This is a genomic window from Zhihengliuella flava (assembly GCF_015751895.1).
GTDB classification, from domain to species: Bacteria; Actinomycetota; Actinomycetes; order Actinomycetales; family Micrococcaceae; genus Zhihengliuella; species Zhihengliuella flava.
Genome location: NZ_JADOTZ010000001.1, coordinates 538,385 through 564,927 on the forward strand (window position 1 = coordinate 538,385; position 26,543 = coordinate 564,927).

The following is a 26,543-nucleotide window of genomic DNA, read 5'->3' on the forward strand; positions in this document are numbered from 1 at the left end:
CACGAGCGTGAGCCTGGTGTGTTAAATGGGTCAGGCCCCGCAACGGTCGTTGTTGCGGGGCCTGCCTTGTAGTGTTTGTCCGGCGGCGACCTACTCTCCCACACCCTCCCGAGTGCAGTACCATCGGCGCTGTGGGTCTTAGCTTCCGGGTTCGGTATGGGACCGGGCGTTTCCCCCACGCTATGACCGCCGTAACCCTTGTACCCGCTGTCACCACCGGCTTTTTTGGTGGTTGTTGGGGAAATTTGTGGGCCACGTTTGGTTCGTGGACTGTGTACAAGCTTACCAGTTGTTAAGGGGTTTCCTTGGCTGGTGTTGTACGTGTATGTGGTTTTTGGTGAAACGGTTGTTGTTTCGGTACCGCATAGTGGACGCGAGCGTGTTCTTGCCACCGTTGATCAACCCTGGGGGTTGTGGTGGTGTTTGTGGTGTAAGTTGTCGGCTTATTAGTACGGGTCAGCTTCACGAGTCTGTAGTCCTCGCTTCCACGTCCCGCCTATCAACCCAGTGGTCTAGCTGGGGGCCTCTCACACTAATGTGTAGGGAAATCTCATCTTGAAGTGGGCTTCCCGCTTAGATGCTTTCAGCGGTTATCCCGTCCGAACGTAGCTAATCAGCGGTGCACCTGGCGGTACAACTGACATACCAGTGGTTCGTCCGTCCCGGTCCTCTCGTACTAAGGACAGATCTTCTCAAATTTCCTGCGCGCGCAGCGGATAGGGACCGAACTGTCTCACGACGTTCTAAACCCAGCTCGCGTACCGCTTTAATGGGCGAACAGCCCAACCCTTGGGACCGACTCCAGCCCCAGGATGCGACGAGCCGACATCGAGGTGCCAAACCATGCCGTCGATATGGACTCTTGGGCAAGATCAGCCTGTTATCCCCGAGGTACCTTTTATCCGTTGAGCGACGGCCCTTCCACGAGGTGCCGCCGGATCACTAGTCCCGACTTTCGTCCCTGCTCGAGCTGTCACTCTCACAGTCAAGCTCCCTTGTGCACTTACACTCGACACCTGATTGCCAACCAGGCTGAGGGAACCTTTGGGCGCCTCCGTTACATTTTGGGAGGCAACCGCCCCAGTTAAACTACCCATCAGGCACTGTCCCTGAACCAGATCATGGTCCGAAGTTAGGAATCCGATACGGCCAGAGTGGTATTTCAACGATGACTCCACGAACACTGGCGTGCCCGCTTCAAAGTCTCCCACCTATCCTACACAAGCCGCACCGAACACCAATACCAAACTATAGTAAAGGTCTCGGGGTCTTTCCGTCCTGCTGCGCGTAACGAGCATCTTTACTCGTACTGCAATTTCGCCGAGTTCATGGTTGAGACAGCGGGGAAGTCGTTACTCCATTCGTGCAGGTCGGAACTTACCCGACAAGGAATTTCGCTACCTTAGGATGGTTATAGTTACCACCGCCGTTTACTGGGGCTTAAATTCACCGCTTCACACCGAAGTGTTGACAGCTCCTCTTAACCTTCCAGCACCGGGCAGGAGTCAGTCCATATACATCGTCTTGCGACTTCGCATGGACCTGTGTTTTTAGTAAACAGTCGCTTCCCCCTGGTCTCTGCGGCCCACACCCGCTCACACCAGCAAGTGGTGGTCACGGGGCAGGCCCCCCTTCTCCCGAAGTTACGGGGGCATTTTGCCGAGTTCCTTAACCATGATTCTCTCGATCGCCTTGGTATTCTCTACCTGATCACCTGTGTCGGTTTGGGGTACGGGCAGCTAGAACCTCGCGCCGATGCTTTTCTTGGCAGCATAGGATCACCGGATCACCCACCCATGGTGGGCGCCTATCAGGTCTCAACCATCATGAAGAGCGGATTTACCTACTCCTCGGCCTACACCCTTGGACCAGGACGATTCCATTGCCTGGCCCGGCTACCTTCCTGCGTCACACCTGTTAATACGCTGACCTCCCCGGTTCGGGTCCCACGTCGCCCACCAACGTCACCCCGAAGGGTGCTCTATGGTGCTTGAGGTGGTTAGCATCACCGGTTCAGTAGGGACGGTTCTTCACTGGTACGGGAATATCAACCCGTTGTCCATCGACTACGCCTGTCGGCCTCGCCTTAGGTCCCGACTCACCCAGGGCAGATTAGCTTGACCCTGGAACCCTTGATCATTCGGCGGACGGGTTTCTCACCCGTCATTCGCTACTCATGCCTGCATTCTCACTCGTGTAGCATCCACCACTGGTTTCCACCGCGGCTTCACTCGCTACACGACGCTCCCCTACCCATCCAGTCCACTGAACCACAAAGGCTAATGTCTATAACTGAATGATGCGACTTCGGCGGTGTACTTGAGCCCCGCTACATTATCGGCGCGGAATCACTTGACCAGTGAGCTATTACGCACTCTTTCAAGGGTGGCTGCTTCTAAGCCAACCTCCTGGTTGTCTAAGCAACTCCACATCCTTTCCCACTTAGCACACGCTTAGGGGCCTTAGTCGGCATTCTGGGCTGTTTCCCTCTCGACAATGAAGCTTATCCCCCACTGTCTCACTGCTGCGCTCTGACTTGCCGGCATTCGGAGTTTGGCTGACGTCAGTAATCCGGTGGGACCCATCGGCCATCCAGTAGCTCTACCTCACGACAAGAAACACGCAACGCTGCACCTAAATGCATTTCGGGGAGAACCAGCTATCACGAAGTTTGATTGGCCTTTCACCCCTACCCACAGCTCATCCCCTCCATTTTCAACTGAAGTGGGTTCGGTCCTCCACGACGTCTTACCGTCGCTTCAACCTGGCCATGGGTAGATCACTTCGCTTCGGGTCTAGACCGTGCCACTCAAACGCCCTATTCAGACTCGCTTTCGCTACGGCTTCCCCACACGGGTTAACCTCGCGACACAGCACTAACTCGCAGGCTCATTCTTCAAAAGGCACGCCGTCACCCCTACAAGGAGGCTCCGACGGATTGTAAGCACATGGTTTCAGGTACTATTTCACTCCCCTCCCGGGGTACTTTTCACCATTCCCTCACGGTACTGATCCGCTATCGGTCATCGGGTAGTATTCAGGCTTACCAGGTGGTCCTGGCAGATTCACACGGGATTTCTCGGGCCCCGTGCTACTCGGGTGACACCACAATGGCGGCAGTACGCATTACAGTTACGGGACTCTCACCCTCTCCGGTATGGCCTTCAAACCATTTCACCTATACGCCTACACCTCACCACACTTGCCCGGCAGAACAAGTACGTGATGCTCCCACAACCCCGACCATGCAACGCCCGCCGGCTATCACACATGATTCGGTTTAGCCCCATCCGCGTTCGCTCGCCACTACTAACGGAATCACTATTGTTTTCTCTTCCTACGGGTACTGAGATGTTTCACTTCCCCGCGTTACCTCCACGTACCCTATGTGTTCAGATACGGGTCACACAGCATGACACTGTGCGGGGTTCCCCCATTCGGAAATCCTGGTCTCAACGTCCGGTTATCGACTCCACCAGGCTTATCGCAGATTCCCACGTCCTTCTTCGGCTCCCGATGCCAAGGCATCCACCATGCGCCCTTGAAAACTTGACCACAAACAGTCAAGCAATGAGCTTTATTATCAAGAAAACCAAAAAATGTTTAAGGTTTCTATGAGATCAAAGAAATTGCTTCAAACACACACCAAAAGTGCATGTCTGATACAAGATGCTCGCGTCCACTATGCAGTTCCCAAACAACAACCCCCAGCTCCCCACCACACCAACCACCACACTCACATGCGGCAACCATTGATGCTTAGGCCAAAGCAGGGCAAAACAACCAGTCCAACCCGCAACCCCACCAAAGGGAGTCACGGGAGGGCCTGTTGCTTCAGGGCCCAACAGTGTGCCAAACACCCAACAACAACCACCCCACCAGATTCCAACACCACCAACGCAGTGCGTACTACCAGCCAAGGAAGCCACCATCAGATGACGATTCGTTGATATTCCACCCTTGAGCACTCGCCCAACCACATCCGGGCCGGCAACGAGTAAACACTGAACACCACCACACCAGACACTGGGGTCCGGCCAGTAAGTGCTAGTTGCTCCTTAGAAAGGAGGTGATCCAGCCGCACCTTCCGGTACGGCTACCTTGTTACGACTTAGTCCCAATCGCCAGTCCCACCTTCGACAGCTCCCTCCACAAGGGTTGGGCCACCGGCTTCGGGTGTTACCGACTTTCGTGACTTGACGGGCGGTGTGTACAAGGCCCGGGAACGTATTCACCGCAGCGTTGCTGATCTGCGATTACTAGCGACTCCGACTTCATGGGGTCGAGTTGCAGACCCCAATCCGAACTGAGACCGGCTTTTTGGGATTAGCTCCACCTCACAGTATCGCAACCCATTGTACCGGCCATTGTAGCATGCGTGAAGCCCAAGACATAAGGGGCATGATGATTTGACGTCGTCCCCACCTTCCTCCGAGTTGACCCCGGCAGTCTCCCATGAGTCCCCACCATCACGTGCTGGCAACATGGAACGAGGGTTGCGCTCGTTGCGGGACTTAACCCAACATCTCACGACACGAGCTGACGACAACCATGCACCACCTGTGAACCAGCCCCGAAGGGAAACCCTATTTCTAGGGCGATCCAGTCCATGTCAAGCCTTGGTAAGGTTCTTCGCGTTGCATCGAATTAATCCGCATGCTCCGCCGCTTGTGCGGGCCCCCGTCAATTCCTTTGAGTTTTAGCCTTGCGGCCGTACTCCCCAGGCGGGGCACTTAATGCGTTAGCTACGACGCGGAAAACGTGGAATGTTCCCCACATCTAGTGCCCAACGTTTACGGCATGGACTACCAGGGTATCTAATCCTGTTCGCTCCCCATGCTTTCGCTCCTCAGCGTCAGTTACTGCCCAGAGACCTGCCTTCGCCATCGGTGTTCCTCCTGATATCTGCGCATTTCACCGCTACACCAGGAATTCCAGTCTCCCCTACAGCACTCTAGCCTGCCCGTACCCACCGCAGATCCGGAGTTAAGCCCCGGACTTTCACGGCAGACGCGACAAACCGCCTACGAGCTCTTTACGCCCAATAATTCCGGATAACGCTTGCGCCCTACGTATTACCGCGGCTGCTGGCACGTAGTTAGCCGGCGCTTCTTCTGCAGGTACCGTCACTTTCGCTTCTTCCCTACTGAAAGAGGTTTACAACCCGAAGGCCGTCATCCCTCACGCGGCGTCGCTGCATCAGGCTTTCGCCCATTGTGCAATATTCCCCACTGCTGCCTCCCGTAGGAGTCTGGGCCGTGTCTCAGTCCCAGTGTGGCCGGTCACCCTCTCAGGCCGGCTACCCGTCGTCGCCTTGGTGAGCCATTACCTCACCAACAAGCTGATAGGCCGCGAGTCCCTCCTTGACCAGAAACCCTTTCCAGCAACCACCATGCGATGGAAGCTGAATATCCAGTATTAGACCCAGTTTCCCAGGCTTATCCCAGAGTCAAGGGCAGGTTACTCACGTGTTACTCACCCGTTCGCCACTAATCCACCCAGCAAGCTGGGCTTCATCGTTCGACTTGCATGTGTTAAGCACGCCGCCAGCGTTCATCCTGAGCCAGGATCAAACTCTCCGTAAAAAACATACGAAAAACAACACAACCACTTGGGAAAACAAGCCGATCATGCTGCAGTTCAAAAAATCCTGGCAAATTGTCACCCAAGCATCCACGGGGGTGGACACCAGGCAACCATTCACCAAATAAAATTTGGTATCAACAAACTTGGCACACTATTGAGTTCTCAAACAACAGACACACACGCTTCACAAACCAGAAAAACATCCGATCCGCTCAATTCGCGGCAACTTCTCTAGCTTACCCCATCCGAAGCCACCGTGCAAATCCGCTCTGCGTGACCTACCCAGCAACTCCGAAACCCTCAACCCAAGAAAACAAAACCAGGCGCAACAAACACCCGGAAGAAATCCCGGAATCAAAAGAAAAGGAAAGCCGCCAACCGCGACCCTAACAACCCGGAAACCGTTCCCGATCCCCGCCGTCCTCGTCGCGACGACTCGAAATACTTTACACACCTCCGCGGGGCAGCGCAAAACGACCATGACGCCCGGGCGTGTCGCACACGAGGCCACGCCAACATCCCCGAGATTCCGGGGCATCGGAGCACACGGTCCCCCTCGGGCGTGCAGCGTCGGGCCCCTTAAACGATCAAAGCGCCGGCTCCGCGCTCCCGTGATCCGGGTAACGCGTCGCCGACGCTTCGGTGAATCGTGGTCGCGGTGCGGGCCAGCCCTAGCGGGCGACCTCGGCGATCGCTTGGTTCTTCTTCCCCCGGCGCACCAAGACGTAGCGCCCGTGCATCAACTCTGCTTCACCCATCGTGTGCTCGGGATCGGTGACTTTTACACCGTTGACGTATGCACCGCCGTCGGACACGGCCCGCCGGGCCTCCGACTTCGAGGCGACCAACTGTGTGGCGACGAGCAAGTCGACAATGCTCTGTTCACCGGCAACTTCAACGTGCGGCAACTCAGCCGTCGCGGCCCGCAGCGTGGCCTCGTCCAGCTCGGTGACATCGCCCTTGCCGAAGAGAGCCTGCGATGCTGCGATGACTTTCTCTGTCGCCTCCACCCCATGGACGAGCGTGGTGACCTCCCACGCCAAACGCTTCTGGGCTTCGCGAGCGAACGGACGTTCCTCGGTCGCGGCTTGCAATTGATCGATCTCGGCGCGCGTCAGGAAGGTGAACACCTTCAGGCGCTCGGCGACGTCGGCATCTGCCGTATTCAACCAGAACTGGTAGAAGGCATAGGGTGAGCACATCTCGGGGTTGAGCCAAATGGCGTTGCCCTCGCTCTTGCCGAACTTCGTGCCGTCGGCATTAGTAATCAACGGCGTTCCGAACGCGTGGACGCTGGCGCCTTCGACCTTGCGCACGAGCTCGGTCCCGGAGGTCAGATTGCCCCATTGGTCCGAACCGCCGGTCTGCAGCACGCAGTTGTAGTCGCGGTACAGCTGCAGGAAGTCGTAGCCCTGGAGGATCTGGTAGGAGAATTCGGTGTAGCTGATGCCCTCGTCCGAATTCAGACGCGCCGCGACAATCTCCTTTTTAACCATGGTGCCCACGCGGAAGTACTTCCCCACATCGCGCAGGAAATCGATCGCGGAAAGCGGCGCCGTCCAGTCGAGGTTATTGACCATCCGGGCCGCGTTCGCTCCCTGCGGGGACAAGTAGTGCTCCACCTGGCGGCGCAGGCCGTCTACCCACTCGGCGACGACTTCCTTAGTGTTGAGCGTTCGCTCTGCCGTTTGGCGCGGGTCGCCGATGAGACCGGTGGAACCGCCCACCAAGCCCAGCGGCTTGTGTCCCGCGAGCTGCAACCGACGCATGTTCAGCAATTGCACCAGGTGACCTAGGTGCAGGGAAGGCGCCGTCGGATCAAATCCGACGTAATACGTGATGGGATCACCGGCCAGCAGTTCTTCGAGGGCGGCCTCATCAGTGGATACGTGGACCACGCCACGCCACTTCAGTTCCTGCCAGATGTTCTCAAAGGTCGGATCATTCTTCTGCTGCGCTAGCGCAGGGTTCTCTGCTATCGGTGACACGCACTTTAACTTAGCAGCTCCGTTTCGGCGATCCAGAACGACGACGCCGCGCGACGGCTAGGCTTCCAGGCCCTCCGGAACACCGGAGGCCGCTAGCACTCGCAAGCGCTGCGTCGCCCGCGTCATCGCGACGTATAGATCTCCCAGCCCCCCGTCGGCCTCCTCGACCATGGCCTGCGGCTCGATCAGGAACACGACGTCGAACTCGAGGCCCTTGCTCTGGTGCGCCGTGGTCACCACGATGTCTTGCTCCACTCCGCCCGAGCCAGACCCGACCCGCCGGCCGAACAACTCGACGGCTGCACCCCAGACGTCATCGACGAGCTCCCGGGGAGCGATCACGGCGACGAGACCACCGTCAGCAAGGGCCACTTCCTCGGGCAGCGCAGCGCGGATGGACGCGAGGAGATCCGCCGGGTCGACCCGTTCGACGACCGGGGGCCACTGACCCTCACGCACGGCACGCGGCGTGGAGACTCTCAGCCCGGCAGACTGAGCCACGCGCGCCGCGGCTTCAGCGATTTGTGTCGGAGTGCGGTAGTTGACGGTCAGCTCTTCGAGCCGGAACCGATCCCCTACGAACGGATCGAGGGCAGCGGCCCAGCTCGTGGTGCTGGCCGCCGACGATGCCTGCGCGATGTCTCCCACCACGGTGAACGACTTCATGGGGCACCGCCGCATCAGCAGTCGCCATTGCATGGGAGAGAGCTCTTGAGCCTCGTCGACCACCACGTGCCCGTAGGCCCACGTGCGATCCGCGCGGGCGCGCTCGGCCGCCGTCGTGGTGGGTCCCGAGGCGGCGTTGAGCTGAAGCACCGCTTCTGCGGTCACGAGGCCGTCCTGGCCGTTTTCGGCCAGCATCTCGTCTGTGGCCTGCACTGAGGCTTCGGCGAGCTCGACGTCCCGCTTGCGCTGCGCGTCGGACTGCGCGCGGTCCGACGCGGAATCAAGCTCGCCGAGCAGTTCGGCCGCCTCGTCCAGCAGCGGAACGTCGGCCTCGGTGAACGGGGCATCGGCCGGACGCAACAAGGCCAGCGTCTCCGCCGCGCTGAGGTGCGGCGCCGCAGCGACGAGGTGCTCCGGCCTGGAGAGCAGCTGGGAAATCAAGTGCTGAGCCGTCACCGGCATCCAGCAGAGGTTCAACGCCAGGCGGACATCGTCCGCGGACCGGACGTCCTCGACGAGATAGGACCGGTCCGCCTTGTTGCCGCCGCCGGAGGACTCCTCCAGCGTCTCCTGCAGTTGCTCGGCCAGTTCCCGCACCAGAATCTTGACGAACGTCGAACGGGCCTCGTTGTGCGGTTTTCCGGTGGCGCGTGCCTTGTCCCGGGCACGCTTGACCTGCCGCTGCGTCAACGTCAGTGCGGTGCCCTCAACGACGACGCGGCGATCCTCGGCCAGCAACCGCTGGCGGTTGGCTACCGCTCGCTTAACGACGTCGGCCATGCGCAGATCGCCCTTCAACCGAGCGACCTCGGCCGACGCCTCCGCACGGGCATCCACCCCGGGCATGAGCTCGCCGATACTGGACATCACCACGCCCGTCTCGCCAAGCGACGGGAGCACGCGTTCGATGTACCGCATGAAAGCCTGCGAGGGCCCCACCAACAGCACGCCAGCCGACTTCAAACGCTCCCGGTGCTCGTAGAGCAGGTACGCGGCACGGTGCAGGGCCACCGCCGTCTTGCCCGTTCCCGGTCCGCCCTGGACAACCAACACGGACTTCATCTCGGAACGAATGATGCGATCCTGCTCCGCCTGAATGGTCGAAACGATGTCACCCATCCGCCCCGTACGGCGCTGGGTCAGCGCGGCCAGCAGCGCCCCCTCGCCTTGGTGGACCTCCACCTCGTCCAGCAGGCTCTCGTCGAGGACGTCATCCTCGAGGTGAACCACCTCGCGGCCTTTCAAGATGAGGTGCCGACGCCGGCGCACTCCATGGCGTTCGAACGCCGTGGCTTGATAGAAGGAGCCGGCCTCCGGGGCGCGCCAGTCGATCATCAGGCGGCGCTGCTCGGCGTCCGTCATGCCAATGCGGCCGATGTAGCGCGTGGTTCCCACGCCGTCGTCGTCCGCCTCATCGGCATCTGCGCCGGCGTGCGGCGCGTCCAGATCCAGTCGGCCGAAGACCAGCCGCTCCTCGACCGCGTTGAGCTGGGCCAGACGGTCCTCGTGCATCGTCGCGTACGCGTCGCGTTCCGATTGGTTCTGCAACGAACCGATGGCTCCCGTCCTGCGGACGCGCGCCAACTGCGCGGCCTTCTCCTCGCGCAGAGCATCGAGACGGGCATAGAGGACGTCCACGTAGGCGCGCTCGGAGGCTAGCTCTGAACTCTCACTCGCAACAGCATCGCGGGCATCGGTAGGCACGTCGACCATGGTCTCTCCTCGCAGCAGGCTTTACGGGAATCCCCGGAAAGTGGATTGACTAGTCTACTCGGCCAGACTAAACGCGCTGCAACGTATGCACCCGGTGCGGCGCGAGCCGGCTGCGCCCGCCCAAGCCGTCGAGCTCCAAAATGACCCCCACTCCGGCGACCACGCCACCGGCGCGCTCAATCAGCCGCACCGCGGCGCCGACCGTGCCACCCGTGGCGAGCACGTCATCGAGAATCAGCACCCGTGACCCGGGGGCGATGTCATCCTGGTGCAGTTCGAGCGTGGCGGTCCCGTACTCGAGCAGGTACTCCTCGGCGTGGACCTCACGCGGCAACTTGCCCTTCTTCCGGAGGGTTACCATGCCCGTCCCCGCCGCATAAGCACCCGCCGCCGCCAGCACGAAGCCGCGTGCTTCCAGACCAGCGATGACGTCATACTCGCCCGCGAAGGGGGCAATGACCTCATCGACGATGCGCTTGAGGCCAGCTGCGTCGGCAAAGACCGGAGTCAGGTCCTTGAACGAAATGCCGGGAGATGGATAGTCCGGGACGACGGCGGCCAGCCGGTCGAGCAGGTCAGTGATGGGCTCTTCTGCAGAATTCACGCGACTACTTTAGCGGCTCGAGCCGGCGAGCGTTTCAGCCGCGAACTCACGCAGGGGTGCGACCTGGCGCTTCAACTCCTCGAGCTGAGCGGCGACGGCGGTCGGCCCCGTGCCGCCCTGCGAGCTGCGAGAGTTCAGCGAGCCTTCGGTCGTCAGAACCGAGCGGACCTCTGGCGTGAGCGCCGGAGAAATCGCCGCGTATTCCTCATCCGTGAGGTCCCACAGCTCGACGCCGCGGGACTCGGCCACCTGGACGGCCTCACCAGAGAGCTCGTGGGCCTCACGGAACGGCACGCCCTGCCGGACCAGCCACTCGGCGATATCCGTGGCGAGCGCGAAGCCCTGCGGGGCAAGCTCGGCCATGCGCTCGGTATGGAACGTCAAGGTGGCCACCATGCCAGAGACCGCCGGTAGCAGCAGCTCGAGCGAGTCGGCGGCATCGAACACCGGCTCCTTATCCTCCTGCAGGTCCCGGTTATAGGCGAGCGGCAGGCCCTTGAGCGTGGCGAGCAGGCCGGCGTGGTCGCCGATGATGCGGCCGGACTTGCCGCGGGCAAGCTCGGCGACATCGGGGTTCTTCTTCTGCGGCATGATGGACGACCCGGTCGAGTAGGAGTCGTGCAGCGTCACGAAGGACGCTTCCTTGGTGGCCCAGAAGATGACCTCCTCGGAGATCCGGGAGAGGTCGACGCCGATCATCGAGGCGACCCACGTGAACTCCGCAAAGATGTCGCGCGCTGCGGTGCCGTCGATCGAGTTCCACACGGCCGAGTCGAAGCCGAGGTCATCTGCGACGGCGTTCGGGTCCAGACCCAAGGAGGAGCCGGCCAGCGCGCCGGAGCCGTACGGGGATACGGCGGCGCGGCGGTCCAGGTCCGTCAGGCGCTGCACGTCCCGCAGCATGGCCCACGCGTGGGCCAGCAGATGGTGGGACAGCAGCACCGGCTGGGCGTGCTGCAGGTGCGTGCGGCCGGGCATCGGGGCGTACGGGTGCGCCTCGGCCTGAGCGATGAACGCGTCGATCACATCCAGCAGGCCGTCAGCGATGAGGCGCGAGTGGTCGCGGATGAACATGCGGCCCATCGTCGCGATCTGGTCGTTGCGGGAGCGGCCGGCGCGCAGTTTGCCGCCGAGGGCGGGACCGGCCCGTTCGATCAGGCCGCGCTCGAGCGAACCGTGCACGTCCTCGTCACTCTCGGCCGGGACGTAGGCGCCCGAGACGACGTCGGCCTCGAGCTGGTCCAGCGCGGCGATCATTCCCTCGAGCTCCTCGTCCGAGAGGAGCTCCACGCGGTGCAGGACGCGGGCGTGGGCACGCGAGCCGGCGATGTCGTACTTCGCCAGGCGCCAGTCAAAGTCCGTGGATTTGGACAGCGCCGCGAGGGCGTCCGCCGGACCGCCAGCGAAGCGGCCTCCCCACAGTGAGCCCTCGTTGGTGCCTGCTGCCTTGCTACCGGTCTGCTCGGTCATCGCCCCTGCTTTCAGTGGTCACCGCGCGTCGTGACAATCTCGGCGCGGTTGGAAACTTTATTCATAAGTGTACATAAGTATGCACGGGCCGCAACGCGGCCCATCGCGAACCACGACGACGGCGCGCACCGCCGTCGCGCCCTGCCCGAGCGCGGTTCGTACTAGTGGGTATCGGCTAGGGCGAGGAATTTCGCGGCGACGTCCTCGCCTCCCGCGGGATCGCGCGTGACGAGCATGATCGTGTCATCGCCGGCGAGCGTGCCGAGGACCTCCGGCAGCACGGAGTGATCGATCGCCGAGGCGAGGAAGTTCGCCGCGCCGGGCGGGGTGCGCAGCACCACGATGTTCCCGCTGACCTCAGCGGTGACCAACAGCTCAGCGCAGAGCTTCGCCAGGCGCGCGTCGAGGACCTCCTGCTTGACGCCGATCTGCGGGCTGCGGTCACCGCCCTCGGCGCGCACCGCATACACCAGTCCCCCGTCGACCCCGCGCACCCGGATGGCACCCAACTCCACGAGATCCCGGGACAGCGTGGCCTGGGTGACCTGCAGCCCCTCGGCCGCGAGCAGCTGAGCCAGCTCGGCCTGCGAGCGCACGGCCTCAACGCCGAGGATCGCCTTGATGCGCTCCTGGCGGGCGATTTTCGTGGAGGGCTGGACGGAGGAACTCATCGCTCGAGCCCCGCTTCCACCCGGGTGGCCTGCCCGGATGCGGCCAGCAACCATGCCATGAGCGCCTTTTGAGCGTGGAGCCGGTTTTCTGCCTCGTCCCAGACGACGGACTGCGGGCCGTCGATCACGTCGGCAGCGATCTCGAAGCCGCGGTAGGCCGGCAGGCAGTGCAAGACGATCGCCTCAGGAGCGGCCTGGCCCAGAAGGTCTTTGGTGAGCGCGTAGTCGCCGAAGAGCTTGAGGCGCTCCTCCTTCTCGTCCTCCTGGCCCATCGAGATCCACGTGTCGGTGGCGACGACGTCGGCCCCGTCCACCGCTGCAGCGGCGTCGGTGGTGACGGTGACCGAGCCACCGGTTTCGGCGGCGCGGGCACGCCCGGCGGCAACGACGTCGTCCGCGGGCAGGTACCCCTCCGGCCCGGCGAGGCGGACGTGCATGCCAGCGGTCACGCCGGCGAGGAGGTAGGAGGCGGCCATGTTGTTGGCCGCGTCGCCGAGGTAGGTCATGGTCAGGCCGGCGAGTTGGCCCTTGTGCTCGCGTACGGTGAGCAGGTCGGCGAGCAGCTGGCACGGGTGGTAGTCGTCGGAGAGCGCGTTGATCACCGGGACTGTGGAGTACTTGGCCATTTCCTCCAGGCCGGACTGGGCGTACGTGCGCCACACGATCGCCGAGACCATGCGGGAGAAGACGCGCGCCGAATCCGCGTAGGACTCCTTGTGGCCGATCTGCGACTCCCCCGGGTTGATGATCAGGGGGTTGCCGCCGAGCTCGGCGATGCCGGCGGCGAAGGACACGCGCGTGCGGGTGGACGTCTTATCGAAGATCACCGCGGCGGTGCGCGGCCCGGCGAGCGGCTGGGCGGCGAAGCGGTCCGCCTTCATGGCCAGGGCCAAGTCCAGGATCTCTGCCTGCTCAGCCTGCGTGATGTCGGTATCGGCGAGGAAGTGCCTCACGGTTTTCATGCTGTCTCCTGTGTTGCGGACGCGTAGATACCGCCGAGGGCGGCGGCGAACGAGCGCAGCTCGTCCTCGGTCATGATGAGCGGCGGGGCGAGGCGGATCGTCGACGGGCCGGGGGCATTGATGATGTAACCGGCGTCGAGGGCGCGCTGGACGACGGCGGGCGCGACCGGTTCGGCGAGGTCGAACCCGATGAGCAGGCCGTACTGACGGACTTCGGTCACGAACTCGAGTGCCCCCAGTGCATCGGCCGCGGCGGCGCCAACGGAGCGGGCGTGGCCCAGCAGTCCCTGCTCCTCGATGACGTGCAGCGTGGCGAGCGCGGCGGCCGTGGCCACCGGGTTGCCGCCGAACGTGGTGCCATGCTGGCCCGCGGACAAGAGCGACGACGTCGCCTCCCCGAACGTGATGAGTGCACCGATCGGCAGGCCGCCACCAAGGCCCTTCGCCAGGGTCATGGCGTCCGGCTGCACCGGAGCCGAGGCAAACCAGTCGCCCGTGCGGCCGATCCCCGTCTGCACCTCGTCGAGAATCAGCAGGGCGCCGGCCTCGCGAGTGATCTGGCGGGCGGCGGCAAGGTAGCCGTCATCAAAACCGCGCACGCCCGCCTCACCCTGGACGGGCTCGATGAAGACGGCGGCTACCGTGTCGTCGACGGCGGCCCGGAGCGCGTCGGCGTCCCCGGCGGGGACCCACTCGACGCCGCCCGGCAGCGGCTCGAACGGCTCGCGGTACGCCTGCTTGTGGGTCAGGGCGAGCGCGCCCATCGAGCGGCCGTGGAACGCGTTTTCAAGCGCAATAATGCGGGTGCGCGGGCTCTCGTCCGTGCCGGCGTGGCGGCGGGCGAGCTTGAACGCGGCCTCGTTAGCTTCGGTCCCGGAGTTCGCGAAGAACACCTTGGACCCGGCCGGTGCCTCCGCGAGCTGCAGCAGGCGCTCCGCGAGCGCGATCTGCGGCGGGGAGGTGAAGAAGTTGGACACGTGGCCGAGCGTCGCGAGCTGGCTGGTCACCACCGACGTCAGCAGCGGGTGGGCGTGGCCGAGCGCGTTGACCGCGATGCCCGCCAACAGGTCCGTGTACTGCTTGCCGTCGGCGTCCCAGACCTTGGTGCCGGAGCCTCGGACCAAGACGCGCTGCGGGGTGCCGAAGACGCCCATGAGGGACTGGCCGTAACGCGCCAGCAGCTCATTGCCGGCACCACGGCCGACGGGAGTGCCGCCCTCACTCTTCGTCAGCGCGGACAGGCCGGCCAGCGCCTCCAGCGCGGCGCCGTCGTTCCCGCTGTCATCGGGTGTTACCTCGTTCATGCGTCGGCCTCCGGATCGGCGTCGGGAACCACCTGCGTGCCGATTCCGGCGGTGGTGAAGACTTCGAGAAGCATTGAGTGCGGCTGGCGTCCGTCGACGATGGCGGCGCGCCCCACCCCGGCGTCAACCGCCGCGAGGCAGGCCTCCATCTTGGGGATCATGCCGGATTCGAGGCGCGGCAGCAGGCTGCGCAGCTCGGAGGCCGTCAGCGACGAGACGAGCGAGTCCTGGTCCGGCCAATTCGAGTACAGCCCCTCGACGTCGGTCAGGACCACGAAGCGGGAGGCGCCGAGCGCTCCGGCAAGCGAGGCGGCGGCGGTGTCTGCGTTGACGTTGAGCACGGCGCCGGTCGGGTCGCCATCGACGAACTCGGGGGCGATCGAGGAGATCACCGGAATGCGCCCGGCCGAGATGAGGTCCTCGATCTGGCCGGGCTCGACGCCCGTGACCTCACCGACCAGGCCGAGGTCCACGGGCTCGCCGTCGACGACCGTGCCGGTGCGGGCCGCGCGAAGCAGCGCGCCGTCCTCGCCGGAGAGGCCGACGGCGTACCGGCCGTGCGAGTTAATCAGGCCAACGAGTTCGCGCTGGACCTGACCGGTGAGCACCATGCGGACCACGTCCATCGCCTCCGGCGTCGTCACGCGGAGGCCGCCGCGGAATTCGGACTCGATCCCCAGTTTGTCCAACATGGAATTGATCTGTGGGCCTCCTCCGTGCACGACGACCGGGTGGATGCCCGCGTGGTGCAAGAAGACGATGTCCTCGGCGAACGCGCGGCGCAGATCATCATTGATCATGGCGTTGCCGCCGTACTTGATGACCATGGTGGTGCCGGCGAAGCGCTGGATCCACGGCAAGGCCTCGATGAGGGCTTCGGCCTTGCGCTGGGCGGTCTGATGCTGGTGGGGTGCGGGAGCTTCCATGCTGATTCCTTAGCTGCTGTAAGCCGAGTTCTCGTGCACGTACTCGTGCGTGAGGTCGTTCGTCCAGAGAGTGGCCTCGTCCGCTCCGGCGTTCAAGTCGATCTCCACCAGCACCTCGCGCCCCGACAGGTCGACGAGGTCACGGTCGTCTCCAACCCCGCCGCCGCGGCACACCATCACCCCGTTGATGGACACGTCGATCTCGTCCGGCTCGAACGCCGCGTCGGTGGTGCCGACCGCCGAAAGGATGCGGCCCCAGTTGGGGTCTTGGCCAAAAATCGCGGTCTTGAAAAGGTTGGACCGGGCGACGGCCCGGGAGACGGTCTCCGCCTCGCCCTCGGTGGCCGCGTTCAGGGTGCGAATGGTGATGTTGTGCGCCGCACCCTCGGCGTCCCGGATCAATTGCAGGGCCAAGTCCGTGCAGACGGCCGTGAGACCGGCGGCGAACTCATCGGGCTCGGGCGTGACGCCCGAGGCGCCGGAAGCCATCAGGATCACGGTGTCGTTCGTGGACATGCAGCCATCCGAGTCGGCACGGTCGAAGCTGATGCGGCAGGCCGCGCGCAGCGCGGCGTCGAGCGTGTCCGGGTCCACGTCGGCATCCGTGGTGACGACCACGAGCATCGTGGCCAAACCCGGAGCCAGCATGCCAGCGCCCTTGGCCATGCCGCCGATGCTGTAGCCAGTCCCGGCGAACCCGGACTCCTTGGAGACCGTATCGGTGGTCATGATGGCCGCGGCAGCGGCACTGCCGCCGTCGTTCTCCGCCCCCGTGCCGAGCGCGGCCACGGCCGCGTCGACCCCGGGAATCAGCTGATCCATAGGCAGCTGGACGCCGATGAGGCCGGTGGAGCAGACCAGGGTATCCGTAGCGCTGACGCCGAGAGCGGCCGCGGTGTGCTCGGCGGTCCGGTGGGTGTTGCCGAAGCCCTCCGGGCCGGTGCAGGCGTTGGCGCCACCGGAATTGAGGACGACGGCGTCGGCGCGGCCATCGCTGATGACCTGCCGGGACCACAGCACGGGGGCTGCGGCGACCCGGTTCGAGGTGAAAACGGCCGCGGCGGCCTTGGACGGGCCGTCATTGACGACGACAGCGACGTCCCGGGCGCCGGTGGACTTCAGTCCGGCCGCCACGCCCGCGGCGCGGAAGCCAGCGGGCGCGGTGACACCGAACGGCCCGGAGTCGGCGGTGGAGGTGGCGGGTAGGTGGCTCACGGTGCGATCCCCTCGGCGGTCAGGCCCGTCATCTCCTCGATGCCGAGCGCAATGTTCATGGACTGGACAGCGCCCCCGGCGGTGCCCTTCGTCAGGTTGTCGATCGCGGCGACCACGATCACGCGGCCGACTCGCTCGTCCACGGCGACCTGCAGGTGGGCATGGTTGGAGCCGATGACCGACTTGGTGGCTGGCCACTGCCCCGCGGGCAAGAGGTGGACGAACGGCTCATCCGCGTAGGCCTCCTCCCACGCGGCGCGAATCTGCGCCGGACTGAGACCGGGTGCGGCCTTCGCGGTGGCCGTGGTCAGGATGCCGCGGGCCATGGGGGCGAGGGTCGGGGTGAAGGACACGCGCACCTCGGAGCCGGCGACTCGAGAGAGGCCCTGCTCGATTTCCGGGGTATGCCGGTGCACGCCACCGACGCCGTAGGGGCTCATGCCGCCCATGACTTCGGAGCCCAAGAGATGGGGCTTGAGGGACTTGCCGGCTCCGGAGGTGCCGGAGGCGGCGACGATGACGACGTCGTCGGTCTGCAGCACACCCGCGGCGAAGCCGGGCACGAGGGCGAGTTGGGCACTGGTCGGGTAGCACCCGGGGACGGCGACGCGGCGGGCGCCGGCGAGCGCGGCGCGGGCGCCAGGGAGCTCCGGCAGGCCGTAGGGCCACGTGCCCGCGTGATCGCTGCCGTAAAACTCCTCCCACGCAGCGGCAGACTCCAGCCGGTGATCCGCGCCGGCGTCGATCACCAAGGTGTCGGGGGACAGCTGCGCGGCAATCGCCCCGCTGGAGCCATGCGGCAGGGCAAGGAAGACGACGTCGTGCCCCGCCAGGTTCTCGGCCGTGGTGTCCACGAGCTCGCGTTCGGCGAGCGCGTGCAGGTGTGGCTGCAGGGAGCCGAGCTTCTGCCCGGCGTTGGAATGCGCGGTGATGGCGCCAATCTGCACCTCGGGGTGGCGGGCCAGCAGACGCAGGACTTCGCCGCCCGCGTACCCACTGGCCCCGGAAACGGCCGCTGTAATCGTCATGTCGACAGCATAGTCACAACTATGCACGATTGCTAATAATTATTCATTGCCATGTCTTTCATGACACTGCACGCCACACGCGGCGCGGCAGGGTCACCGTGGACCATAGACTGAGGCCGCGCCGTACGCCCGCTCAGCGAAGGAACAGGAGTCACCATGCCATCCACCGCGCACTACGCCGTTCACGCCCCCACGCCCGGCGGGCCCGAGGTCCTGACGCGCACAGAGATTCAGGCCCCGACCCCGGGCCCCGGGGAAATCGCCCTCGCCGTTGCCGCCGTGGGCGTCAACTTCATCGAGACCTACCAGCGCAGCGGCGTCTACCCCGTCGACTTCCCGTTCACCCCGGGGACCGAGGCCGCCGGCACGGTCTCGGCGGTCGGCGAGGGCGTCACGCGCTTCGCGGTTGGCGACCGCGTCGCCACGGCCGAGGGCATCGGAACGTACGCCACCGCCGTCGTGCTGGACGCCGAACGGGCCGTCCCCGTCCCGGATTCCGTTCCGGACGACGTCGCCGCGGCCGTCGCTCTGCAAGGGTTCACCGCTCACTACCTCGTCAACTCCAGCTACCGGGTGCATGAGGGCGACATCATCCTGACCTACGCCGGGGCCGGCGGCGTCGGCGGGCTGCTCACCCAGCTCCTGAAACTGCGCGGTGCGACGGTCATCACCACCGCGTCCACCGAGGCGAAGGCCGAACTGGCCCGCGAGGCGGGCGCCGATTACGTGGTGGGGTACGACGACGTGGCCGCCACAGTTGCCTCGGTCACCGGCGGGCGCGGCGTAGACGCGGTCTACGACGGCATTGGCCAAGACACCTTTGACGGCTCGCTGGCCGCGCTGAGGACGCGCGGCACGCTGGTGCTCTTCGGCGGCGCGTCCGGACAAGTCCCGCCCGTGGACTTACAACGCTTGAATGCGGCGGGCTCCGTCTTCGTCACTCGCCCGAAGCTCGCGGACCACCTACTGGACGCCGAGGAACGGGCGTGGCGGGCCCGGGAAATCTTCGGTCTCGTCGCGTCCGGAGACCTGACGGTACGCATCGGGGCGACCTTCCCGCTGGCCGAGGCAGGGCGCGCCCACGCCGATCTGGAAGCGCGCCGGACCACTGGCAAGCTTCTGCTGCTGCCGTAGGCGCCCCACCGCGATTGCGGGCGAGGCCGCCTAGCCCGGTGGCGAGTGGCGCTAGTTCGGGGACAGTACCACACCGGCGCGCAGGGAGGGAAGGGCGTGAGCCTCAGCTTCGGTGCCGACCGCGGCGATGCGCGTGCCCAACGCGCCGAGGCTGCCCGCCCATTCGCGGAAACGCTCCCCCGCCCCGTCGCGCCCGGGACCCCAATCCACGGGATCTTCCCGCTCGGCAGCGGCGGGCGGTACCTCCCGATGATGCGGCGCCGGCACCATCCCGTGACCCACGGCTTTGCCACGGGCCTCAATGAGGGCCCACCGGCGGGCCGCCTCACGCGCACGCAGCGCGTCCGGCAGCAGCCGCAGCAACGCCACCTGACGATCGTCGAAAATTCCCTGCCACTCGTCGATGGGTGCACAGACGTCGACGCCCAAAACACGGTCCCCAGGTGCCACGCCGACCAGGAGCCACCCCTGGGTGAGTCCCGACGCGACCCGCGTCGGCCCGCCAGCGCCTGACGCTACGGGGACATCCACGCGGGAATAGCTCAGGCTCAACGGCAGGGTCTCCGAATCCCACCGCACCAGCGGCTGGCCATGTGCGCTGGGGCCGCACCGCGGGCACCGTCCGGCGAGCTCGATCCGGCCCGGATCAGCGACCGCAGCGGCGCCCAGATGCGCGGCAAGAGCGAACCGGACTCCTAGGCGACCCGCCAGAAACCGCGCCCGGGACGCGCCGTCGTCGTAGGCGGCGGCCCGCTCGGCTTCTGCCGGCGAGAGCCACGCCTCGGGCAAGCCCGCGCCGAGTGAAAGGGGCACGGCGATCAAGGTGGCCTCGGGCGTCGTCACGGTTTCTCCCTACCGCCCGGCGGCAGGCCCGTCCCGATCGGAAATGTCGGCAAGGGTGGCCCCAAAATGGGCGACGACGTCGTCCGCGGCCAGGCTCATGCCAGCACCGTGCGCGCCAGCCCCGAGGGAAATCGTGCGCCCCGCGATGAACGCGTCCGCAATCACGGGCAACGGAGTGAGCGTGCCGAAGGGCGTGATGGTGCCGCGTTCGTACCCCGTCACGCGCTGCGCCTCGGCCGCGTCCGGCATCGACAGGCGGTTCGTCCCCAGCACAGCCCGCAGCTTGGGCCAAGAAAACGTGCGATCCCCCGGCACCAAGACGAGGACGTAGTCGTCCTCGCCGCGGCGCACCACGAGCGTCTTGATGAGGTCTCGCGGTTCAACGCCCCGGGCAGCCGCTGCCTCGGCGATGTTCGCCACGCGTCCGTGGCGCGTCGTCGTCACCTCGAGGCCGGCCGCGCGGGCCGCGGCGACGGCTGGTGTGTCCACGTCGGTCATGGCCTCATCCTACGGCGGGCCCGGTCCTGCCGCAGCCCTGAGGCACGAACGACGACGGCGCCCGTGCCACCGGGGAGGTGGACCGGGCGCCGTGGCGCCGGGGACGGGACGGGCCCCTAGCGCTGAACCGCCCCGTGGCGCTCGGCGGCCAGACGGACGGCGGACTCGCGTGCGGCGGAGGCCTCGTCGGCGGTCAGCGTCCGGTCCTCCGCGCGGAAGCGCAGCCCGAAGGCCAGCGACTTCTTGCCATCCTCGATGCCGGTGCCCGAATAGACGTCGAACAAGTGGACGTCTTCCAGCAGCTCGCCGGCGCCTTCGCGCAGGGTCTGCAGCACCTCGTCGGCCACGGTGTCCGCGGCGACCACGAGGGCCACGTCCTGCGTGGAGACCGGGAACGTGGAGATCGGCTGGGCGACGATCACGTCGGCTGCAGCCTCCATGACGGCCTCGAGGTTGAGCTCGAACGCGGCCGTGCGCTCCGGCAGGTCCTGCTCCTTGAGCAGGTGCGGGTGCAGCTCGCCGGCGAAGCCGACGAGTGCGCCGTTGCGCAGTTCCAGCCGCGCGGTACGGCCCGGGTGGAACGCCTGGTGCTGGCCCTGCGCCACCAGCAGATCGACGCCGAGCAACTCGGCGACGGTGCGGGCGGCGCCCAGCGCGTCGGACCATTCCCACACCCGCGGGGCGAACCCGGCGGCCGGCTGGGCCTCGCGGCCGGTCAGCACAGCGCCGACGTGCCACGGCTGGTTCGGGATGCCCGCGTACAGCTCGTCGAGCACCTCGTCGGCCGGCTTCGCGCCGAGCGGCGGCAGGACGGCGGAACCGAGCTGCTCGCCCGGCTCGAACACGAGGCCTGCTTCATACAGCGCCAGATCGCGGAAGCCGCGCGCGTGGTTGCGCTTGGCGGCCTCCAGCAGGCCCGGTAGCAGGGAGCGGCGCAGGTAACCGAACTCGGAGGAGATCGGGTTCGCCAGCTGGACCGCGGCGACTTTCTGCCCCTCCTCGGCCGTCCCGAACAGATTGTTCTGCGCGGTGGAGACGAACGGGTAGTTGAGCACCTCGGTCAGGCCAGCATCCGCTAGGCCCTGGACGGCACGACGGCGCTGCTGCTGAGCGCGCGTCAGGCCACGGCCGGGAGGGGCCACGGGAAGGGTCGCCGGGATCTGGTCGTAGCCGACCAGGCGGGCGATCTCCTCGACGAGGTCCTCCGGGATGGTTAGGTCAGGCCGCCACGTGGGAGCGGTGACCCGCAGGCCGCCGTCGTACTCTTCCACCTCGGCGCCGATACCGGCGAGCGCGGAGCGCTCCTGCTCACGCGTGTAATCGATCCCGATGAGGCGGGCGGCGAAGCCGTCCGGCAGGTCGATGACGACGGCGTCCGGCGCTTGCTGCGCGTCGGTTACTTCGGTCTCGGCGGTGCCGCCGGCGAGTTCGACCAGCAGGTCGATGGCGCGCTGGGCTGCCACGGGTGCGAGGGCGAAGTCGACGCCGCGCTCGTTGCGCTTGGAGGCCTCCGACGGCAGCTTATGGCGGCGCCGGGTGCGGCCCATCGACACCGCGTCGAAGTGCGCGGACTCGACGAGGACGCTCGTGGTGGACGAGTCGACCTCGGTTTCCGCGCCGCCCATGACACCGGCGAGGCCGATGGCGCCGCGGTCGTCCGTGATGAGGAGGTCCTCAGCGGAGAGCGCCCGCTCCTTGTCGTCGAGGGTCGTGAGCTTCTCGCCGGCGTCGGCGCGGCGCACCACGATGGGGCCGCGCAGCTTCTCCGCGTCATAGAAGTGCAGCGGCTGACCGAGCTCGAGCATGACGTAGTTGGAGATGTCCACCACGAGGGAGATCGAGCGCATACCGGCCAGGCGGAGGCGGGAGGCCATCCACTGCGGGGTCGGCCGCGTCGGGTCGATGCCGGTGACCTTGCGGGCCACGAACCGATCGCAGCCGGGCACGCCGTAGATCGGTGCCTGATCCTCAAGACGCACGGGGTAGCCCTCACCCGTCGGTTCGGCGACCTCGACCCGGCTGACCGGGTCGACGTACTCGGTGCGGGTGGCCAGCGCGTATTCGCGGGCGACGCCGCGGATCGAGAAGCAGTAGCCGCGGTCCGGGGTCACGTTGATCTCGGCGGCCTCGTCGTTCAGGGCGAAGAGCTCGAAGACGTCGGTGCCCGGCTCGGCGTCGAGGCCGAAGTCGGAGAGCACCATGATGCCGTCGTGCTCCTCACCGAGTCCGAGCTCGCGCACGGAGGCGATCATGCCGGCCGAGACGTGGCCGTAGGTCTTCCGCGGCGAAATGCGGAAGTCGCCCGGCAGCACGGCGCCCGGCAGGGTCACCACCACCTTGTCCCCGACCTCGAAATTGTGGGCGCCGCAGACGATGCCCTGCACGCCGGACGGGTCGATCCCGTCGCCGGTGAGGGTCTGCTCCTGACCCTCCGGCACCACGCGGACCTGGCACCAGTTAATGGTTTTGCCGTTCTTCTGCGGCTCCTTCTCGAGGGAGAGGACCTCGCCGACGACGATCGGGCCCGTGAGCTCGTCTGTGGGGCGGTGCACGTCCTCCTCTTCGAGGCCGACCTTCACGAGGTCTGCCATGACGTCTTCGGCCGTCGCGCCGGCCGGTACCTGCGCGTACTCGCGCAGCCAAGAAAGCGGAATACGCATACGTTAGATCTCCATCCCGAAGTGCTGGCTGAAGCGGACGTCGCCCTCGATCATGTCGCGCATGTCGGAGACGTCGTTACGGAACATCAGGGTGCGCTCGACGCCCATGCCGAACGCGAACCCGGAATACTCCTCCGGGTCGATGCCTGCGGCGCGCAGGACGTTGGGGTTGACCATGCCGCAGCCGCCCCACTCGATCCACCGCGGGCCACCCTTGGCACCCGGGTGCCAGATGTCCAGCTCGGCGCTCGGCTCGGTGAACGGGAAGTAGGCCGGGCGCAGACGGATCTGCGCTTCCGCGCCGAACATCTGCCGGGCAAAGTGCTCCAGCGTGCCCCGCAGATCGGCCATGGTCAGCCCCTTGTCGACCGCGAGCCCCTCGAACTGGTGGAACACCGGGGTGTGCGTCGCGTCCAGTTCGTCCGTGCGGAACGTCCGGCCGGGGCACAGCACGTAGAGCGGGAGGTCGCGCTCGAGCATGGAGCGTACCTGCACGGGAGACGTGTGCGTGCGCAAGACGAGGTGCGCGTCGGCGGGCTCCACGAAGAAGGTGTCTTGCATCTCGCGGGCTGGGTGATCCGGTTTGAAGTTGAGAGCATCGAAATTGAACCACTCCGAGTCGACCTCGGGGCCCTCGGCGATCTCCCAGCCCATCCCGACGAAGATGTCGGAGACTCGATCCTGCAGGACGGACAGTGGGTGCCGGGCCCCGGCACGACGGCGGCGCGGAGCCGCCGTGACATCGACGGCCTCTTCCGCGAGGATGCGCTCGGCCTCTTCGGCCTCGAGTACCTCGGTGCGCGCGGCGAGCGCCTTGTTGAGGCGGCCACGCGAGCCGCCGACCAGCTTGCCCGCAACAGCCTTTTCCGACTTGTCGAGCTGGCCGATCTGCCGGTTCGCGAGCGCGAGCGGGGACTTGTCACCGGTATGCGCGATCCGGGCGGCCTTCAACTCGTTCAGGTCGCCGGCGGCCTCGAAGGCGGCGAGCGCCGCCTCGACGGCGGCGGTGACGGCCGCCTCGTCGGTGGGGTGCGGCACTGCGGGAGTCGCCGGCGCGCTCTCGCCGCTGGTGGTCTCGGTGGCGTCGGTCGAAGCCGACGATGCGTCAGACATGAATAATTACGGCCCTTTTCGCTGTGATTCGGGTGCGGTTAACCAGAGTCCAGTCTAGAACACGGGCTCTGCCCTGCCCGACGTTGGCCAGAGCGGGTTACGTACCCCCGCCGACGCTCCCGGTGGCAAGCCTGCCGTCTGACCGAGGCCGCACGTGACCGGGACGTAGGCTGGCACCATGGAGTGGGTACGCGTGCGGACCGTCCTGAATTGGGTCAACCTCTCAACTCCGGCTGGCCTGGCCCTCGCCCGGGCGGGTCGCTGCAGGCCGCGCCGATACGACGGCGGCCTGTGGGTGGCCGAGGGGTGGCGGGCGCCGCTGCCGAAGGCCGGAGCCTTCACGGTGGGCAGCGTCGTCGTCCTCCGCCCTCACCTGTGCCCGCCCGAGGCGCACCCGGGCCTCATGGGGCACGAGGCCGCGCACGCCAGCCAATATGCCGTGTGCGGCCCGTTGTTCCTTCCGCTGTACTTCGCCGCCGCCGGTTGGTCTTGGCTGCGCACGGGCGACGCCGCCTCTCAGAACCTGTTCGAACGCCGGGCGGGGCTTGTCCGGGGCGGCTACCGCGAGGCCCCGCCCCTCCCCTTGCGGGCGCGGGCGTCGGGCCTCCTCCGCGCTGGCACCCGCGCCGCGGCCCGGGCCATTCCGTCCCGGCGCACGGCCTTGTAGCATGCGGGCATGAGCCTGCGCCCCGTTCAGATCGCGTTCAATGCCGCCGACGACGTCGCCCTCGGCGCGTTCTGGGCCGAGCTATTGGGGTACGCCTCCGAGGAGGAAGAACCCGGGGTCACGTGCCTCACCCCGCAAGACGCCGACTATCTGGCCCCGGGCACGTTCGGCGTCGATGTGGTCCGCACGCCGGACCCGGAGACCACCCGGTACCGCGTACACCTAGACCTCGGCGCCGCCGACCACACAGAATACTCGCGGCTCATCGACAAGGCGCTGGCCCTCGGCGCACGGAGGGCGAACATCGGTCAGGGCGATGCCCCGTGGGAGGTCCTCGCGGATCCCGAAGGCAACCTGTTCTGCGTCCTCAAGCCCACGGCCCAAGCGCCCTCAATCGAGGACGTCAGGTGCCCCATCGCGCAGGTGGTGATCCATTGCGCGGACCCGCAGCGCCTCGCCAGCTTCTGGGATCAGGCGCTGGATTGGGTGCGCAGCGACGCCCCGTGGGCGCCCGCATCGCACGACGTCGTCCGGTTTCGGTCCGCCAGCGGCACCGGCCCCTTTCTCACCCTGCTGCGCACGGAAGAGCCGGATGCCCTCGCCGGCCGCGCGCATCTGGACTTGCGCCCGTATGCCGGAGGCGACCGTGCCGACGAGTCCGCCCGCCTGCGCACCATGGGGGCCACAGACCTCGATCTGGGACAGGGCGACGCGCCGTGGACTGTGCTAGCTGACCCCGAGGGAAACCCGTTCTGCGTGCTCAGTCCCGGTGGCCACCCCCACGCACCCTAATCCTCGGTTCCGGCGCTCACCTTGAGGTCACCGGACGGATGACGCGCGGCGGCGAGGGCCTCCCGGGCCACCACGCTGAGACCGCGGGCGATCCGCTCAACAGACCACACGCCGTCGTACAGCTCCGTGGGCACCTGGCCGGGCTCGGCGGGCGCCGGACACACGGTGCCCACCTCCGGCACGTGCACAAACCCCGCCGCCATCTCCGGACGATCGGCCACCGCGTGCATGAGCCCGAAGAACGTGTCATTGCAGACGTACGTTCCGGCCGTGTGGGAGACCTCCGCGGGAAGGCCGGCCGCCTCCAACTGGGCCACCATGCGCTTGATGGGCAGCCGCGTGAAGTAGGCGGCTGGAGCGCCGGGCACGCTGGACTCGTCGATCGGCTGAGCTCCGGCATTGTCGGGAATGCGGGCGTCAATCAAGTTGATGGCGACCCGTTCCAGCGACAGGCGCTGCCGGCCGCCGGCCACGCCAGCGGCGAGTACGGCCTCCGGCTCATATGCCCTCACCGCTGCCTTCAGGTGACGTGTTGCCTCACCGAAAGTACACGGGAGGACGACGGCGACGGCGCTCTCGCCGGCCGCCCGCAACTCGTGCGCCGCGCGCTGAGCAGCCTCCGCCGACGGGTTGGAGGCCGCGCCGCCAAATGGCTCAAATCCGGTCAACAAGATCATGGGCCCAGCCTACCCGAGGAGTTTCG

At 66.0% G+C, this 26,543-nt stretch carries 18 protein-coding genes and 3 rRNA genes; 3 read left to right on the forward strand and 18 right to left on the reverse strand.

The window, feature by feature from the left end:
- Positions 1-77: 77 nt before the first annotated feature.
- The 13 genes from rrf to argC form a co-directional block, all read right to left on the reverse strand.
- A 5S ribosomal RNA gene (gene rrf, locus IW252_RS02550) occupies positions 78-194 on the reverse strand.
- 231 nt (positions 195-425) lie between these two features.
- Positions 426-3,555: ribosomal RNA gene (locus tag IW252_RS02555) — 23S ribosomal RNA — on the reverse strand.
- Positions 3,556-4,062: 507 nt separating this feature from the next.
- Positions 4,063-5,585, reverse strand: a 16S ribosomal RNA gene (locus tag IW252_RS02560).
- The 16S, 23S and 5S rRNA genes sit together here, the layout of an rRNA operon.
- 672 nt (positions 5,586-6,257) lie before the next feature.
- A complete protein-coding gene (gene tyrS, locus IW252_RS02565) occupies positions 6,258-7,565 on the reverse strand; it encodes a tyrosine--tRNA ligase (protein WP_196837057.1) in 1,308 nt (435 codons plus the stop codon).
- Positions 7,566-7,631: 66 nt separating this feature from the next.
- Entirely contained in the window at positions 7,632-9,953 is a 2,322-nt protein-coding gene (locus IW252_RS02570; protein ID WP_196835134.1) for a HelD family protein, read from the reverse strand.
- A 67-nt stretch (positions 9,954-10,020) separates the two neighbouring features.
- Positions 10,021-10,557, reverse strand: a complete 537-nt coding sequence (locus IW252_RS02575; RefSeq protein WP_196835135.1) for an adenine phosphoribosyltransferase — start codon at positions 10,555-10,557, stop codon at positions 10,021-10,023.
- A gap of 9 nt (positions 10,558-10,566) precedes the next feature.
- On the reverse strand, positions 10,567-12,027 hold the full coding sequence (argH, locus tag IW252_RS02580) for an argininosuccinate lyase (protein ID WP_196835136.1): 1,461 nt from the start codon (positions 12,025-12,027) through the stop codon (positions 10,567-10,569).
- A 161-nt stretch (positions 12,028-12,188) separates the two neighbouring features.
- On the reverse strand, positions 12,189-12,698 hold the full coding sequence (locus IW252_RS02585) for an arginine repressor (RefSeq protein ID WP_196835137.1): 510 nt from the start codon (positions 12,696-12,698) through the stop codon (positions 12,189-12,191).
- Positions 12,695-13,660 carry an ornithine carbamoyltransferase gene (gene argF, locus IW252_RS02590; protein WP_196835138.1) on the reverse strand — a complete coding sequence of 322 codons (966 nt, stop codon included), beginning with the start codon at positions 13,658-13,660 and terminating at the stop codon, positions 12,695-12,697. Before argF ends, IW252_RS02585 begins: the two co-directional genes overlap by 4 nt.
- Positions 13,657-14,964: an acetylornithine transaminase gene (locus IW252_RS02595; RefSeq protein WP_196835139.1), complete on the reverse strand. Its 1,308-nt coding sequence runs from the start codon at positions 14,962-14,964 to the stop codon at positions 13,657-13,659. Before IW252_RS02595 ends, argF begins: the two co-directional genes overlap by 4 nt.
- Positions 14,961-15,890, reverse strand: coding sequence for an acetylglutamate kinase (gene argB, locus IW252_RS02600; RefSeq protein ID WP_196835140.1), 930 nt, complete (start codon positions 15,888-15,890; stop codon positions 14,961-14,963). The genes IW252_RS02595 and argB overlap by 4 nt, the downstream gene beginning before the upstream one ends.
- Positions 15,891-15,899: 9 nt before the next feature.
- Complete coding sequence (gene argJ, locus IW252_RS02605) at positions 15,900-17,105, reverse strand: bifunctional glutamate N-acetyltransferase/amino-acid acetyltransferase ArgJ (RefSeq protein WP_196835141.1); 1,206 nt, start codon at positions 17,103-17,105, stop codon at positions 15,900-15,902.
- A complete protein-coding gene (gene argC, locus IW252_RS02610) occupies positions 17,102-18,133 on the reverse strand; it encodes an N-acetyl-gamma-glutamyl-phosphate reductase (RefSeq protein ID WP_196835142.1) in 1,032 nt (343 codons plus the stop codon). Before argC ends, argJ begins: the two co-directional genes overlap by 4 nt.
- A 156-nt stretch (positions 18,134-18,289) precedes the next feature.
- Here argC and IW252_RS02615 point away from each other — a divergent pair, with 156 nt between their 5' ends.
- Positions 18,290-19,267, forward strand: a complete 978-nt coding sequence (locus IW252_RS02615) for a quinone oxidoreductase family protein (protein WP_196835143.1) — start codon at positions 18,290-18,292, stop codon at positions 19,265-19,267.
- Between the two features lie 51 nt (positions 19,268-19,318).
- Here IW252_RS02615 and IW252_RS02620 read toward each other — a convergent pair whose 3' ends face one another.
- The 4 genes from IW252_RS02620 to pheS all read right to left on the reverse strand — a co-directional run bounded on the left by IW252_RS02620 (position 19,319) and on the right by pheS (position 24,381).
- On the reverse strand, positions 19,319-20,110 hold the full coding sequence (locus IW252_RS02620) for a 4'-phosphopantetheinyl transferase family protein (protein WP_196835144.1): 792 nt from the start codon (positions 20,108-20,110) through the stop codon (positions 19,319-19,321).
- A 9-nt stretch (positions 20,111-20,119) separates the two neighbouring features.
- Positions 20,120-20,608 carry an aminoacyl-tRNA deacylase gene (locus IW252_RS02625; RefSeq protein ID WP_196835145.1) on the reverse strand — a complete coding sequence of 163 codons (489 nt, stop codon included), beginning with the start codon at positions 20,606-20,608 and terminating at the stop codon, positions 20,120-20,122.
- A 116-nt stretch (positions 20,609-20,724) separates the two neighbouring features.
- Complete coding sequence (gene pheT / locus IW252_RS02630; protein ID WP_196835146.1) at positions 20,725-23,268, reverse strand: phenylalanine--tRNA ligase subunit beta; 2,544 nt, start codon at positions 23,266-23,268, stop codon at positions 20,725-20,727.
- A gap of 3 nt (positions 23,269-23,271) precedes the next feature.
- Positions 23,272-24,381: a phenylalanine--tRNA ligase subunit alpha gene (pheS, locus tag IW252_RS02635; protein WP_196835147.1), complete on the reverse strand. Its 1,110-nt coding sequence runs from the start codon at positions 24,379-24,381 to the stop codon at positions 23,272-23,274.
- Between the two features lie 178 nt (positions 24,382-24,559).
- Between pheS and IW252_RS02640 the strand changes: the two genes are divergently transcribed.
- Together IW252_RS02640 and IW252_RS02645 are read left to right on the forward strand one after the other, a co-directional pair.
- On the forward strand, positions 24,560-25,048 hold the full coding sequence (locus IW252_RS02640) for a hypothetical protein (protein ID WP_196835148.1): 489 nt from the start codon (positions 24,560-24,562) through the stop codon (positions 25,046-25,048).
- A gap of 9 nt (positions 25,049-25,057) precedes the next feature.
- Positions 25,058-25,840 (forward strand): VOC family protein, encoded by a 783-nt coding sequence (locus IW252_RS02645; protein WP_196835149.1) that lies wholly within the window; start codon positions 25,058-25,060, stop codon positions 25,838-25,840.
- Here the strand turns inward: IW252_RS02645 and IW252_RS02650 are convergent.
- On the reverse strand, positions 25,837-26,517 hold the full coding sequence (locus tag IW252_RS02650; protein ID WP_196835150.1) for a pyroglutamyl-peptidase I: 681 nt from the start codon (positions 26,515-26,517) through the stop codon (positions 25,837-25,839). The two genes, IW252_RS02645 and IW252_RS02650, sit on opposite strands and share 4 nt — an antisense overlap.
- Between the last annotated feature and the right edge of the window lie 26 nt (positions 26,518-26,543).